Origin of the sequence: Methylobacterium sp. J-043 (genome assembly GCF_022829505.1) — a bacterium.
In the GTDB taxonomy this organism is placed as follows: domain Bacteria; phylum Pseudomonadota; class Alphaproteobacteria; order Rhizobiales; family Beijerinckiaceae; genus Methylobacterium; species Methylobacterium extorquens_A.
The window spans coordinates 402,581-416,196 of record NZ_JAKSYB010000063.1 but is presented as its reverse complement, the minus strand read 5'-3'; the positions used below and the strand labels follow the sequence as shown (position 1 = coordinate 416,196).

The following is a 13,616-nucleotide window of genomic DNA, read 5'->3' as shown; positions in this document are numbered from 1 at the left end:
GCGTCCACCCGTCGCACGCGATACCGGCATCGGACCGAAGGGATCGGCCGGGGGCCGGAGGATCGCTCAGCAATCGAGCGTGGTGTCGCGCTCCCATTGCGTCAGGTGGCGGCAGTAATCGTCCCATTCCGAGCGCTTGAGCTTGAGGTAGCTCGGCACGAAGGCACCGAGCGCCTCGTTGAGGACGGGGCTCGCTTCGAGGGCGCGGAGCGCATCGAGCAGGTTGAGCGGCAGGCGCTTGACGCCCTCCACGGTGTGGCCATCGGTGTACATGTTGATGTCGAGGCGCTGCCCCGGATCGCGCCCCTGGCGAATGCCGTCGAGGCCGGCGGCGAGGAGGCCCGCCTGGAGCAGGTAGGGGTTGGCTGCCCCATCCGCGAGGCGGAACTCGAAGCGCCCGCCGTCGGGGATGCGGATCATGTGGGTGCGGTTGTTGCCCGTGTAGGTCACGGTGTTGGGCGCCCAGGTCGCGCCGGAGGTGGTGCGCGGCGCGTTGATGCGCTTGTAGGAGTTCACGCAAGGGTTGGTGAGCGCGGCGAGCGCATCCGCCGAGTGGATCAGTCCGCCGATGAAGTGGTAGCCGAGCTTCGACAGGCCGATCTCGTCCGAGCGGTCGGAAAAGACGTTCTGGCCGTCGCGCCAGAGCGAGACGTGGGCGTGGCAGCCCGAGCCCGTCAGGTCCATGAAGGGCTTGGGCATGAAGGTCGCGCGGAAGCCGTGCTTCTCGGCGATCGAGCGGGTCATGTACTTGAAGAAGGCGTGCCGGTCGGCGGTGATCAGCGCGTCATCGTAGTCCCAGTTCATCTCGAACTGGCCGTTCGCGTCCTCGTGGTCGTTCTGGTAGGGCTTCCAGCCGAGCGCCAGCATCGCGTCGCAGATCTCGGTGATCACCTCGTAGCGGCGCATCAGGGCGGATTGGTCGTAACAGGGCTTGGTCTGCCGGTCGGCGGTGTCGGCGGGCTCCGAGCCGCAGGGCGTGATCAGGAAGAACTCGCACTCGACACCGCTCTTCATCTGCAGCCCCTCGCGGGCCGCTTCCTTGATCAGGCGCTTGAGGATGTTGCGCGGCCCCTGCTCGACGGCCTTGCCGTCCATGACGAGGTCGGCGGGCAGCCAGCCGACTTCCGGCTTCCAGGGAAGCTGGATCAGCCCCTCGGGGTCGGGCATGGCCAGCAGGTCGGCATCCGCCGGGCTCATGTCGAGCCAGGTGGCGAAGCCGGCAAACCCCGCGCCGTTGCGGCAGGTGCTGGCGATCGCGGCGGCCGGCACCAGCTTGGCGCGCTGGGTGCCGAACAGGTCGGTGTAGGAGACGAGGAAATACTTGATGCCGCGTTCCCGGGCGGCGGCTTCGAGTTCGTGCGTCATTGCAAGAATCCTCCCGGCTTGGTGGTTCGGCCCCATCGTCACAAAAGAAAGAGGGCCGCCCTCGAAGCCTCGGGAGCGGCCCACGCAGATCACATGCCGGACGCCGTCGGGTTCTTGCCGGGAATCCAGCCGGTTCCGGCGAGCGGCACCTGTGCCATCGCCGCGGCCTCGATGGTGAGCGCCACCAGATCCTCGGGTTCGAGGTTGTGCAGGTGGCTCTTGCCGCAGGCCCGCGCGATGGTCTGGGCCTCCAGCGTCATCACCGCGAGGTAGTTGGCGAGCCGGCGGCCGGCGAGTTCCGGGTCGAGGCGCTTGGCCAGTTCCGGATCCTGGGTCGTGATGCCGGCGGGGTCGCGGCCCTCGTGCCAGTCGTCGTAGGCGCCGGCCGTGGTGCCGAGTGCTTCGTACTCGGCCTGCCAACGCGGGTCGTTGTCGCCGAGCGCGATCAGCGCGGCGGTGCCGATGGCGACCGCGTCGGCGCCGAGCGCCAGCACCTTGGCCACGTCCGCACCGGAGCGGATGCCGCCGGAGACCACGAGCTGCACCTTGCGGTGGAGCCCCAGATCCTGAAGCGCCTGAACCGCCGGGCGGATCGCGGCGAGTGTCGGGATGCCGACATGCTCGATGAACACGTCCTGCGTCGCGGCGGTGCCACCCTGCATGCCGTCGAGCACCACCACGTCGGCGCCCGACTTCGCCGCCAGCGCAGTGTCGTAGTAGGGGCGGCTCGCGCCGACCTTGACGTAGATCGGCTTCTCCCAGTCGGTGATCTCGCGCAGTTCCTCGATCTTGATCGCGAGGTCGTCCGGCCCGGTCCAGTCCGGGTGGCGGCAGGCGGAGCGCTGATCGACGCCGGGCGGCAGGCAGCGCATCCCGGCGACGCGCTCGGTGATCTTCTGGCCGAGCAGCATGCCGCCGCCGCCGGGCTTGGCGCCCTGGCCGATGACGACCTCGATGGCGTCGGCCTTGCGCAGGTCGTCCGGGTTCATGCCGTAGCGCGAGGGCAGGTACTGGTAGACCAGGGTCTTGGAATGGCCCCGCTCCTCCGGCGTCATGCCGCCGTCGCCGGTGGTGGTGGAGGTGCCGGCGATGGTGGCGCCGCGCCCGAGCGCCTCCTTGGCGTTGGCCGAAAGCGAGCCGAAGCTCATCCCGGCGATGGTGACCGGCGTCTTCAGGTGGATCGGCTTCGAGGCGAAGCGCGCGCCCAGCACCACCTCGGTGCCGCAGCGCTCGCGGTAGCCTTCCAGCGGATAGCGGCTGATCGAGGCGCCGAGGAAGAGGAGGTCGTCGAAATGCGGCAGCGCGCGCTTCGCCCCCGCGCCACGGATGTCGTAGATGCCGGTGGCCGCCGCGCGGCGGATCTCGGACATCACGTCGGGGGTGAAGGTCGCCGACAGGCGCGGCTTGGTGCGCGGAGGCTGGCGATGATCCGTCATCAGTAGGCTCCGGCGTTGTCGACGTGGAAGTGGTAGAGGGTGCGGGCCGAGCCGTAGCGGCGGAATTCGCTCGGGCTCACTTCCCCGGCGAGGCCGGCGGCGGCGAGCTTCTCGGCGAGTTCCTTGAGATGCTCGTCGCGCATCGCCTTCTCGACGCAGTCCGCGCCGAGGCTTTTGACCGAGCCGCGCACGTAGAGCTTGGCCTCGTAGAGGGAGTCGCCGAGCGCCTCGCCCGCGTCGCCGAGCACGGTGAGGGTGCCGGCCTGGGCCATGAAGGCCGACATGTGGCCGATCGAGCCCTTCACGACGATGTCGACGCCCTTCATCGAGATGCCGCAGCGGGCGCCGGCATTGCCGTCGATGATGAGCGTGCCGCCATGCGCCGTGGCGCCGGCCGACTGGCTGGCATCGCCCCGCACGTGGACGAGGCCGGAGATCATGTTCTCGGCCACCCCCACGCCCGCATTGCCGTTGACGAGAACGGTGGCGAGCTTGTTCATGCCGGCGCAATAGTAGCCGACATTGCCCTCGATCTCGACGGAGACCGGCGCGTCGAGCCCTGCGGCGATGGCGTGGCGCCCGTCCGGACCGGTGACGGTCCAGTGAGTCTCATTGGTGTCGGGCCGCAGGGCGTGGAGCGCCCGGTTCAGCTCGCGCAGGGGGGCGGATCGCAGGTCGAAGCTCGGCATCACTGGCGCTCCCCGGAGGCGTGGTGGCTGACGCGCTCCCACGCGTAGACCTTGGCCGGCTCGGGCTCGAACACGCGGGCGGTGTCGATGCCGGGCAGGCCGACCAGCGCCCGGTACTCGGAGCCGAAGGCGACGTAGTCGTCGGTCTCGGCCATCACGGCGGGCTTGCAGGCGATGGGGTCACGCACCACGGCAAAGCCGTTCTCGGTGCCGACCACGAAGGTGAAGAAGCCGTCGAGATCGGTCAGGCTCGATTCCAGCGCCTGCTTCAACGAGGCGCCCTCGCGCATGCGCCAACTGAGGTAGCCAGCGGCGACCTCGGTGTCGTTCAGCGTCGCGAAGCTCAGGCCCTCGTGCCGGAGGCGGCGGCGCAGGTCGTTGTGGTTCGACAGCGAGCCGTTATGGACGAGGCACTCGTCGGTGCCGGTCGAGAACGGATGGGCGCCGTTGGTCGTCACCGCGCTCTCGGTGGCCATGCGGGTGTGGCCGATGCCGTGGGTGCCGGCCATGCCCTTCAGGGCGAAGCGCTCGGCGACAGATGCCGGCAGGCCGACCTCCTTGTAGATCTCCATGCGCCGGCCCGCGCTCACCACGTCGATGCCCGGCGCGCTGTCCTTGAGCCAGGCGCGGATCTCCGCCTCGCGCTCCGCCGGGACGGACAGGACCGTGTGGGTGTCGCGCTCGGTCGCCTCGGTGGAGAGCGACAGCGCCTCTTCCATCTTCGAGACAGCGTCGCGCAGGGCCGAAGCGCCGGGACCGCGCAGGGTCAGCTTCATGCTGCCCGCATCCGAGACGCCGTCCGAGCCGTAGACCGCAAAGCCCGCGCTGTCGGGACCGCGATCCGTCATCGTCTCCAGCATCTTGGAGAGCATCGCGCCGAGCTGCGGTTCAAGCTTCGGATTCTTGAGGAATAGTCCGACAATACCGCACATCGGCGTCGCCCCGTCCGTTCGATCAGTGTCGAGAGGGATCGCACGGTGCCGCGGTTACGTCAACTTTCAGGCACGAAAATTTCCTCTCATGAAACTGACGACGCGACTATCATTCGCGCTGCCGCCTCCCTTGCCGGTTTGAGGAAGCAGTACTCCGATGAAACCTGCATCCCCTCGCCCCGCTTGCGGGGAGAGGGCCGCGACGACCCTGTCGTCGGCGCGGCGAGGCGGCAGCCGAAGGTGAGGGGGGCGTTTCCGGAGGAGCCTCGTCCGGAGATACCCCCTCACCTCCGCTCCGGCTTCGCCTCCGCTTCCGGCCTGCACGACAAGGTGCAGGCCGGCCTCTCCCCGCCCGGCGGGGAGAGGGGGAAACCCAGCTTCAAGCGAAAGGATGATGGCCCGTTCGCTGGGAGGTTACCGCGTCAGGACTCAGCCCCCTGCTGCCCGCGCCGCCGCTCGGCCCGCGACAGCTCGTCCGCGCTCGCAAAACCCGTCGCTGTCGCGATCTCGGCGCGGCTCAACGCGCTCTCCCGGCCGAGTTGGTGTGCCCGGTCGAGGCGCAGGTGCAGGTAATGCCGGTGCAGCCCGCACCCGAGGCCGTCGCGAAACAGCCGCTCCAACTGCCGCACCGAGACGTGGGCCAGTTCCGCCAAGGCTTCGCGCGGGAGCGGCGCCTCAACGTTCGCCTCCATCGCCGCGAGCACCCGCAGCAGGCGCGGGTCGCGCACGCCGAAGCGCTGGCGCAGATCCATCCGCTGCGGGCTCAAACCCTCGCGGATCTGGTTATGCAGGAACCAGTCGCTGACGCCCGCCGCGAGGCCGGCGCCGTGGTCGCGGCCGATCAGGTCGAGCATCAGGTCGAGCGCGGCGATGCCGCCGGAGCAGGTGATGCGGTCGCCCTGGATCTCGAACAGCGAGCGGACAACCGCGATCTCGGGGTAGCGCTCCTCGAAGGCCGGAACGTGCTCCCAGTGCAGTGTGCAGCGCCGCCCCGAGAGCAGGCCGGCGCGCGCCAGGAGGTAGGGGCCGCCGGAGATGCCGCCGAGCGTCACCCCGTGGCGGGCGAGCCCGCGCAGCCACGCGAACAGGGCGGGATCGTCGAACTCGGCCGGATTGCCGCCGGCGCAGACGAAGACGCGGTCGGCGGCGATGCTCCCGGCGCCCACGGCGACGTCGGTGAGGATGCCGAGCCCGTTCGAGGCCTGCACCACGCCGCCGCCGGGAGCGGCGTGCCACCAGCGGTAGAGTTCGCAGCCCGACAGCGTGTTGGCGGCGCGCAGGGGCTCGACCGCCGCGGTGTAGGCCATCAGCGGAAAGTCCGGCACCAGCACGAAGCCGACCGTGCGCGGGGCGGGTGTGGCCGCCCGCGGCGCCCTGCGCCCGGACCGCGCCCGGCCGGTCGGTTCGTGTGTCTCATGCATTTCTACGCGATTTGCCGGAATCACGTCGCGAAATGCAAGCCAGACCGCGGGCGATGTCGGCTAGTGCTGGGGGCGAGCGACACTCCTCCGGCGATTGAGCGGATCCCCGCATGCGCTACTCCCTCTTCAGCGTCCTGGGACAAGCCCTGCGCGGCCAGCGCGACTGGACCCCGCAATGGCGCGACGCCGCCCCGCAGGAGGCCTACGACGTGGTGATCGTCGGCGGCGGTGGGCACGGGCTCGCCACCGCCTACTACCTCGCTAAGGAGCACGGCATCACCAACGTCGCCGTGCTGGAGAAGAGCCACATCGGCTCCGGCAATGTCGGGCGCAACACCACCATCGTGCGCTCGAATTACGGCCTGCCCGGCAACATCCCGTTCTACGAGCGGTCGATGAAGCTCTGGGAGGGGCTGGAGCAGGACATCAACTACAACGCCATGGTCAGCCAGCGCGGCGTGCTGAACCTGTACCACTCGGATGCGCAGCGCGACGCCTATGCCCGCCGCGGCAACGCCATGCGGCTCGCCGGGATCGATGCGGAGCTGCTCGACCGCGAGGGCGTGCGCCGCCTCGTGCCGTTCATCGACTTCGACAACGCGCGCTTCCCCGTGAAGGGCGGCCTGCTCCAGCGCCGCGGCGGGACCGTGCGCCACGATGCGGTGGCCTGGGGCTATGCCCGCGCGGCCGACGCGCGCGGCATCGACATCGTCCAGAACTGCGCCGTCACCGGCATCCGCCGCGAGAACGGCCGGGTCACCGGCGTCGAGACCAGCCGCGGCTTCATCCGTGCGGGGAAGGTCGCGATCTCGGTGGCCGGCTCCTCCTCGCTGCTCGCCGGCATGGTCGACATGCGCCTGCCGATCGAGAGCCACGTGCTCCAGGCCTTCGTCAGCGAGGGCGTGAAGCCCCTGATCGACGGCGTGATGACCTTCGGCGCCGGCCACTTCTACGTCAGCCAGTCGGACAAGGGCGGCCTCGTCTTCGGTGGCGATATCGACGGCTACAACTCGTATGCGAGCCGCGGCAACCTCCACACCATCGAGGACGTGATGGAGGGCGGCATGGCGCTATGGCCCGGCCTCGGGCGCCTGCGGCTGCTGCGCCACTGGGGCGGCATCATGGACATGTCGATGGACGGGAGCCCGATCATCGACCGCACCGATATCGGCGGCCTCTATCTCAATGCCGGCTGGTGCTACGGCGGCTTCAAGGCGACGCCGGCCGCGGGCTTCTGCTTCGCCCACCTGATCGCCCGCGACGAACCCCACGCGGATGCGAGCGCCTACCGCCTCGACCGCTTCGCCACCGGTCATCTCATCGACGAGAAGGGCATGGGCGCGCAGCCCAACCTGCATTGAGACTTCCTTGGCGGCGCCCGCTGCAGCGGGCGCCGATCTCGAAGAGGAACGACACGCCATGCGCATCCGATGCCCCCATTGCGGCGAGCGCGACAACGGTGAGTTCAGCTATCTCGGCGACGCCGCCCCCGTGCGTCCCGACGGGATGGATGCCTCGGCGCAAGCCATGCACGACTACGTCTATCTGCGCGACAACCCCGCCGGGACCATCCGCGAACTCTGGTACCACGCCGCCGGATGCCGCTCCTGGCTGGTCGTGACCCGCGACACCCGCACCCACGCCATCGAATCGGTCGAGCCGGCGCGCGAGGTCGCGCGGGCGCGCCGCTCGGGAGAGGCCGCATGACCACGCTCGCCCTTCAGCGCGCCGAGGCGCCCGCTCCCGCGAACGCGGCCGACCAGCCGTTCCGCACCGCCGCCGGCGGCCTGATCGACCGGAACCGGCCGCGCGACTTCACCTTCGACGGGCGGCGCCTCACCGGCTTCCACGGCGACACGCTGGCCTCGGCGCTGCTCGCCAACGGCGTGCGCCTCGTCGGCCGCTCGTTCAAGTATCACCGGCCCCGCGGCATCCTCTCGGCGGGTTCGGAGGAGCCGAACGCCCTGGTGGAACTGCGCTCCGGGGCGCGACGCGAGCCCAACACCCGCGCCACGATGGCCGAGCTCTACGAGGGGCTGGAGGCGACGAGCCAGAACCGCTGGCCCTCGCTCGCCGTGGATGCGCTCTCGGTCAACGCGCTGCTCTCGCCGGTCTTCGCGGCGGGCTTCTACTACAAGACCTTCATGTGGCCGGCCGTGTTCTGGGAGAAGCTCTACGAGCCGATGATCCGGCGCGCGGCGGGCCTCGGCCGGGCCGCCGACGCCCCCGATCCCGACACCTACGACCACGTTCATTCCCATTGCGACGTGCTCGTCATCGGCGGCGGCCCGGCCGGTCTTTCTGCGGCGCTCACTGCGGGCCGCTCCGGCGCGCGGGTGATCCTGGTCGACGAGGATTTTTCGATTGGCGGCCGCCTGCTGGCGGAGCGTCGCGAGATCGGCGGCGCGAGCGGGGCCGAGTGGGCCGCCCGGGCGGTAGCCGAGCTGGAGAGCTTGGCCGAGGTACGCATCCTGTCGCGCACCACTCTGTTCGGCGTCTACGACCACGGCGCCTACGGGGCGGTCGAGCGCGTCTCCGACCATCTCGCGGTGCCCCCGGCCCACGCCCCGCGCCAGCGGCTGTGGCGGATCGTGGCGCGGCGCGCGGTGCTCGCTGCCGGTGCCATCGAGCGCCCGCACGTCTTCGGCGGCAACGACCGCCCCGGCGTGATGCTGGCCGGTGCGGTGCGGACCTATCTCAACCGCTACGGCGTCTTGCCGGGCCGGCGCCTCGCGGTGTTCACGTCGAGCGACGACGGCTGGCGCACCGCCACCGACATCGTGGCCGCGGGCGGCGGGCTTGCGGCGGTGATCGACACCCGCACCACCGTTCCCCCCGCCTTACGCCGGATGGCGGAGGCCGCCGGGGCGCGGGTGGTGACCGGCGGATACGTTGCCGGCACCAAGGGCCATCTGGGCCTCAGCGCAATCCAGGTCGTGGACGGCTACAACAGCACCGAGACCATTCCCTGCGACGGCCTCGCCATGGCCAATGGCTGGAACCCGATCGTCCACCTCGACTCCCATCTCTCCCGCCGGCCGGTCTGGGACGGGGCGATCCACGCCTTCGTGCCGGGCACCCTCCCCTCCGGCATGTGGGCGGCGGGCGCCGCCGCCGGGCGCTTCACCCTGGCCGAATGCCTGGAGACCGGCGCGCAGGCCGGCGCAGAGGCGGCGACCGATTGCGGTTTCACCGCGATGCCCGAGGCCGCGCCGCGGACCGACCCGGAGAGCGTGAGTCACACCCCGCTCTGGCGCGTGCCCAAGCCCCGCGGAAAGGCCTTCGTCGATTTCCAGAACGACGTGGCCGCCTCCGACGTCGAACTCGCCCACCGCGAGGGGTTCCGCGCGGTCGAGCTGTTGAAGCGCTACACCACGCTCGGCATGGCGACCGACCAGGGCAAGACCTCGAACCTCGCCGGCCTGTCGATCATGGCCGAGCTGACGGGCAAGGACATCCCGAGCGTCGGCACCACGGTGTTCCGCCCGCCCTTCACCCCCGTCGCCATCGGCGCCTTTGCCGGCCATCACCGCGGCAAGGAATTCCGCGCTACCCGCCACGTCCCGTCGCACGCCTGGGCCGAGGAGAACGGCGGCGTCTTCGTCGAGACCGGCCTGTGGCTGCGCCCGGCCTACTTCCCCCGCGCCGGCGAGACGGATTGGCTCGACACGGTGGTGCGGGAGGTCGAGACCGTGCGCGCCCGCGTCGGAATCTGCGACGTCACTACGCTCGGCAAGATCGACATCCAGGGCCGCGATGCGCTGGCCTTCATCGAGCGGGTCTGCGCCAACCCCTTCGCGACGCTGCCCGTCGGCAAGGCCCGCTACGCCGTGCTGCTGCGCGAGGACGGCTTCATCCTGGATGACGGCACCGTCGCGCGCCTCGGCGAGACGCACTACGTCATGACCGCCTCGACGGCGAACGCCGCACGGGTGATGCAGCACCTCGAATTTTGCCGGCAATGGTTATGGCCGGACCTCGACGTGCAGCTCGCCTCGGTCAGCGAGCAATGGGCGCAATACGCGCTCGCCGGCCCCCGCGCCCGCGATACGCTCCGCCGGATCGTCGATCCCGGCTTCGACCTCTCCAACGAGGCCTTCCCGTTCCTCGCCTGCGCCGACATCACCGTCGGCGGCGGCATCCCGGCGCGGCTGTTCCGCATCTCGTTCTCGGGTGAGCTCGCCTACGAGTTGGCGGTGCCGGCCGCCTACGGCGACGCCGCGTGGCGGGCGGTCATGCAGGCGGGCCTGCCCTACGGCATCACCGCCTACGGCTCGGAGGCGCTCTCGGTGATGCGCATCGAGAAGGGCCACGCGGCGGGTGCCGAAATCAACGGCCAGACCACCGCGCGCGACCTCGGTCTCGGCGGGATGCTCGCCAAGAAGAAGGACTATGTCGGCCGCCTGATGAAGGAGCGTCCGGGGCTGGTCGATCCGGACCGGCCGATCCTGGCCGGTTTCCGGCCGGTCGATCCCAGCGTGCGGCTACGGGCAGGCGCGCATTTCCTGGGTCTCGACGCGGAGCCGAGCCTGGAGGCGGACGAGGGCGTGATGACCTCGGTCGCCTACTCGCCGAGCCTGAAGGGCTGGATCGGCCTCGGCCTGATCCGGCGCGGGACGGAGCGTCACGGCGAGCGGGTGCGCGCCGCCGATCCGGTGCGCGGCGCCGACATCGAGGTCGAGATCTGTTCGCCCGTCTTCGTCGATCCCAAGGAGGAGAAGCTGCGTGTCTGAGGCGGCAACGACCCAAGCTTCGGCTTTCCAAATGCCCGCATCCCTCTGGCGCCCCCGCGGCGCCTGGGAGGGGGCCGCGAAGACCGGACGGCACGGCGCGGCGAAGGGCCCAGCGGACATCCGCCTGCGGCTCCGCGAAGGCTGCGGCCTCGCCACGCTCATCGCGGCGGATGGAAAGGAAGCCGACTTACAAGCCGCTCTCGCGGATCGGTTCGGCCGGTCCCTGCCGGAGGCCGGCACCGCCGTCTTCGAGGGTGAGACGGGTTTGGTTTGGTCCGCGCCCGGCCAGTGGCTCGCGGTGGCGCCGTCACCGCGCGATCTGCGGGATCTGCCCGACGCTCTGCGCGGCGTCGCGGCAGTCACCGACCAGAGCGACAGCCGCGCCCTGGTGCGTATCTCCGGTCCGCAGGCCCGCGCCCTACTCGCCAAGGGCGTCGCGATCGATCTGCATCCTCGCGCCTTCGGGCCGGGCCGGGCGGCGGTGACGAGCATCGCCCATATCGGCGTGCAGCTTTGGCAGCGCGATGCCGGCCCGACCTACGACCTCGCCGTCGCCCGCAGCTTCGCCGGTAGCTTCTGGCGCTGGCTGGAGCACGCGGCGGCCGAGTTCGGCTACGAGGTCGAGGGCGCGTAGGGCGCGGATCAGCGCCGGCCGAAATAGCGCCGGTCCGCGGCGCCGTTCTCGGAGAGCGGCATGACGAGGCGCCCCGTCCGGTCGATGAGGCCCCAGCGCCCGCCGACCATGGAGGCGGGCTCGCGTCCGTCCGAGCGGCAGCCCTCGCAGACCAGCGCCTCGCCGCGGGCGTTGAACGGGAAGGACCAGTCGTAGGGCGTGGCGAGGACGAGCCGCAGCCGGCGGTCGTAGAAGGCGACCTTGCCCTCGCGCTGACTGCGCACGAGGCCTTGCGCGAACGGGTCCGGCCCGTTGTCGAGCATGTAGACGGGCAGTGCGAGGCCGTCGCGGCGCGCCCAGAGACAGCCGACTCCCGGCACGCGCAACTCGGCCAAGCCGCGCTCGAACTGCATCCGCGCGGCGTGCGCCGGAGCGACCCGGACCATCCCGCCCTCGCGCCGGGCGCAATGCTCGTACGAGTCGAGATCCCGTCGGAAGTAGGCGCAGGCCAGCGGATACGCGGTGGCCGCCGCGCCCTGGCCTGCGCCGAGCGCCGGAAACGGAAGCGCCACGAGCACCGTGAGGCCGGCCAGAAGCCTCCGCGCGACCCGATGGGAATGGCGGCTTCGCAAGGGGAGTGCTTCGGCGCGGATCGCAGTCTCAGCCATCCGCCGCCTCTACCCGCGTTCCGTGCCGCGGACAAACCGAGAGGTTGAGGCGCGCGCCTCTACCCGACGCCGGTCGGCCCGTCGATCACCCGTCGCACCCGGCGGGCCAGCTCCATCCGCTTGTAGGGCTTGTTGATGATCTCGAACTCGGTGCCGCCCGCGTCGGTGCGCTCCATCGAAGCCTCGGCGTAGCCTGTGGTGAGCAGCACCTTGATCTTGGGCTGCCGCTCCCGCGCGGCGCGGGCCAGCATCACGCCGTTCATGCCGCCGGGCATGATGAGGTCGGTGAACAGCAGGTCGATGCGCCCCTCGCCGTCGAGGATTTCGAGCGCCGCCTTGGGACCGTCGACGACGGTGACCTTGTAGCCGAAATCCTCCAGGATGATGCCGGCGGTCTCGGCCACGTCGGGCCGGTCGTCCACGACGAGCACCGTTTCGGTGCCGTGCCGGTCGGCGGCGCGGATCGTCGGCTTGTGCTCCTCCTCGGCCTTCTGGTCGGAGGCGGGGAACAGGAGCCGGACCGTCGTGCCGTGCCCGACCTCGGAATAGATCTTCACCGAGCCGCCGGACTGCTTGGCAAAGCCGTAGACCATGGCGAGGCCGAGCCCCGTGCCCTTGCCCTCACCCTTGGTGGTGAAGAACGGCTCCATGACGCGCGCCAGGATCTCGGACGGCATGCCGGTCCCGGTATCGGTCACCGAGATCACCACGTAGGCGCCCGGCGGCACCGTCTTGTAGAGCGCGGTGTCCTCGTCCTCGATCAGCAGGTTCTCGGTCCGCACCGTGACCGAGCCGCCCTCCGGCATCGCGTCGCGGGCGTTGATCAACACGTTGAGCAGGGCGACCTCGGCCTGCGTCGGGTCGATGCGGGTGGTCCAGAGGTCCGACGCGAGAACGGATTTCAGGACGACGTCGTCGCCCAGCGTCCGCCCGGCCATCTCGCCCATGCTCTCGACGAGGCCGTTGAGGTTCAGGAGCCGCCCCTCCAGCCGCTGCTTGCGCGAGAAGGCGAGGAGCTGGTGGGTGAGCTTGGCGGCCCGGTCGGTCGCCGCCCGCACCGCCTCACCGGCCCGGCGCATCCGCGGCACGTTGAGGGTGGGATGGTCGAGCAGCGCCAGCATCACCTCGTTGTGGCCCGACACGACCTGCAGCAGGTTGTTGAAATCGTGAGCGATGCCGCCGGTGAGCTGGCCGAGGCTCTCCATTTTCTGGGCTTGGTGCAGCGATTCCTCCGCATCGCGGCGGCGCGACACGTCGAGCTGCGAGCCGAAGAAGTAGACGAGGTCGCCCGAGCGGTTGAACACCGGGCTGACGAACAGCGCGTTCCAGAACGAGGAGCCGTCCTTGCGGTAGTTCAGGATCTCGGCGGCGAATTCCCGATGCTCCCGGATGGCGTCGCGCACCTCCGAGACGGTGTCGCGGTCCGTATCGGGGCCCTGGAGAAAGCGGCAGTTCGATCCGATCAGCTCGTCGGCCGAATAGCCGGTCATCCGGACGAAGGCGCGGTTGGCGAAGATGATCGGGTTGTCCGGCTGGTGCGGATCGGTGACGATCATCGGCATGCGCGTCGTCTCGACGGCCGCGAAGAAGATGTCGTGATGTTGATCGACGACGCCGGAGGCACCGCTGCCGGTGACAGGCGTATTCGGCCCGGGTGCACTGGGCTTCTCGGGTGACGAAGGCATCGAAACTTTCCAGCGGGGACGACCCACTGGGTCGGATTGCGCGTGTCAATCCGATGCTACAGCAGCGCGTTCCC

The 13,616-nt window shown here is 70.3% G+C and carries 11 protein-coding genes; 4 read left to right on the top strand and 7 right to left on the bottom strand.

Annotation, left to right across the window (positions count from 1 at the left end; translation table 11 throughout):
- Positions 1-66: 66 nt before the first annotated feature.
- The 5 genes from glnT to MKK50_RS19890 all read right to left on the bottom strand — a co-directional run bounded on the left by glnT (position 67) and on the right by MKK50_RS19890 (position 5,843).
- Positions 67-1,365, bottom strand: a complete 1,299-nt coding sequence (gene glnT, locus MKK50_RS19910) for a type III glutamate--ammonia ligase (RefSeq protein ID WP_499024810.1) — start codon at positions 1,363-1,365, stop codon at positions 67-69.
- Between the two features lie 89 nt (positions 1,366-1,454).
- Positions 1,455-2,801, bottom strand: a complete 1,347-nt coding sequence (locus tag MKK50_RS19905; RefSeq protein ID WP_253373448.1) for an FMN-binding glutamate synthase family protein — start codon at positions 2,799-2,801, stop codon at positions 1,455-1,457.
- A complete protein-coding gene (locus tag MKK50_RS19900) occupies positions 2,801-3,490 on the bottom strand; it encodes a protein glxC (RefSeq protein WP_499024809.1) in 690 nt (229 codons plus the stop codon). Before MKK50_RS19900 ends, MKK50_RS19905 begins: the two co-directional genes overlap by 1 nt.
- Positions 3,490-4,422 (bottom strand): class II glutamine amidotransferase, encoded by a 933-nt coding sequence (locus MKK50_RS19895; protein WP_499024807.1) that lies wholly within the window; start codon positions 4,420-4,422, stop codon positions 3,490-3,492. The genes MKK50_RS19900 and MKK50_RS19895 overlap by 1 nt, the downstream gene beginning before the upstream one ends.
- Before the next feature lie 422 nt (positions 4,423-4,844).
- Complete coding sequence (locus tag MKK50_RS19890; protein WP_499024806.1) at positions 4,845-5,843, bottom strand: GlxA family transcriptional regulator; 999 nt, start codon at positions 5,841-5,843, stop codon at positions 4,845-4,847.
- A gap of 110 nt (positions 5,844-5,953) precedes the next feature.
- Between MKK50_RS19890 and MKK50_RS19885 the strand changes: the two genes are divergently transcribed.
- Genes MKK50_RS19885 through MKK50_RS19870 form a run of 4 tightly spaced genes read left to right on the top strand, consistent with a single transcriptional unit; the run spans position 5,954 to position 11,210 of the window.
- Positions 5,954-7,204: a sarcosine oxidase subunit beta family protein gene (locus tag MKK50_RS19885; RefSeq protein ID WP_499024805.1), complete on the top strand. Its 1,251-nt coding sequence runs from the start codon at positions 5,954-5,956 to the stop codon at positions 7,202-7,204.
- Positions 7,205-7,262: 58 nt separating this feature from the next.
- Positions 7,263-7,550, top strand: coding sequence for a sarcosine oxidase subunit delta (locus tag MKK50_RS19880; RefSeq protein WP_499025130.1), 288 nt, complete (start codon positions 7,263-7,265; stop codon positions 7,548-7,550).
- Positions 7,547-10,576: a sarcosine oxidase subunit alpha family protein gene (locus MKK50_RS19875; protein ID WP_499024803.1), complete on the top strand. Its 3,030-nt coding sequence runs from the start codon at positions 7,547-7,549 to the stop codon at positions 10,574-10,576. The genes MKK50_RS19880 and MKK50_RS19875 overlap by 4 nt, the downstream gene beginning before the upstream one ends.
- A 31-nt stretch (positions 10,577-10,607) precedes the next feature.
- Positions 10,608-11,210: a sarcosine oxidase subunit gamma gene (locus MKK50_RS19870; protein WP_499024802.1), complete on the top strand. Its 603-nt coding sequence runs from the start codon at positions 10,608-10,610 to the stop codon at positions 11,208-11,210.
- 8 nt (positions 11,211-11,218) lie between these two features.
- On the opposite strand, the gene MKK50_RS19865 is transcribed toward MKK50_RS19870, so the two are convergent.
- Together MKK50_RS19865 and MKK50_RS19860 are read right to left on the bottom strand one after the other, a co-directional pair.
- Positions 11,219-11,857, bottom strand: coding sequence for a hypothetical protein (locus tag MKK50_RS19865; protein ID WP_499024800.1), 639 nt, complete (start codon positions 11,855-11,857; stop codon positions 11,219-11,221).
- A 59-nt stretch (positions 11,858-11,916) separates the two neighbouring features.
- Entirely contained in the window at positions 11,917-13,542 is a 1,626-nt protein-coding gene (locus MKK50_RS19860) for a hybrid sensor histidine kinase/response regulator (RefSeq protein ID WP_253373439.1), read from the bottom strand.
- Positions 13,543-13,616 lie beyond the last annotated feature (74 nt).

Bases quoted from the DNA above. Each gene is read 5' to 3' on its own strand.
- glnT (WP_499024810.1), bottom strand. From the start codon at position 1,365: ATGACGCACGAACTCGAAGCCGCCGCCCGGGAACGCGGCATCAAGTAT.
- MKK50_RS19905 (WP_253373448.1), bottom strand. From the start codon at position 2,801: ATGACGGATCATCGCCAGCCTCCGCGCACCAAGCCGCGCCTGTCGGCG.
- MKK50_RS19900 (WP_499024809.1), bottom strand. From the start codon at position 3,490: ATGCCGAGCTTCGACCTGCGATCCGCCCCCCTGCGCGAGCTGAACCGG.
- MKK50_RS19895 (WP_499024807.1), bottom strand. From the start codon at position 4,422: ATGTGCGGTATTGTCGGACTATTCCTCAAGAATCCGAAGCTTGAACCG.
- MKK50_RS19890 (WP_499024806.1), bottom strand. From the start codon at position 5,843: ATGCATGAGACACACGAACCGACCGGCCGGGCGCGGTCCGGGCGCAGG.
- MKK50_RS19885 (WP_499024805.1), top strand. From the start codon at position 5,954: ATGCGCTACTCCCTCTTCAGCGTCCTGGGACAAGCCCTGCGCGGCCAG.
- MKK50_RS19880 (WP_499025130.1), top strand. From the start codon at position 7,263: ATGCGCATCCGATGCCCCCATTGCGGCGAGCGCGACAACGGTGAGTTC.
- MKK50_RS19875 (WP_499024803.1), top strand. From the start codon at position 7,547: ATGACCACGCTCGCCCTTCAGCGCGCCGAGGCGCCCGCTCCCGCGAAC.
- MKK50_RS19870 (WP_499024802.1), top strand. From the start codon at position 10,608: ATGCCCGCATCCCTCTGGCGCCCCCGCGGCGCCTGGGAGGGGGCCGCG.
- MKK50_RS19865 (WP_499024800.1), bottom strand. From the start codon at position 11,857: ATGGCTGAGACTGCGATCCGCGCCGAAGCACTCCCCTTGCGAAGCCGC.
- MKK50_RS19860 (WP_253373439.1), bottom strand. From the start codon at position 13,542: ATGCCTTCGTCACCCGAGAAGCCCAGTGCACCCGGGCCGAATACGCCT.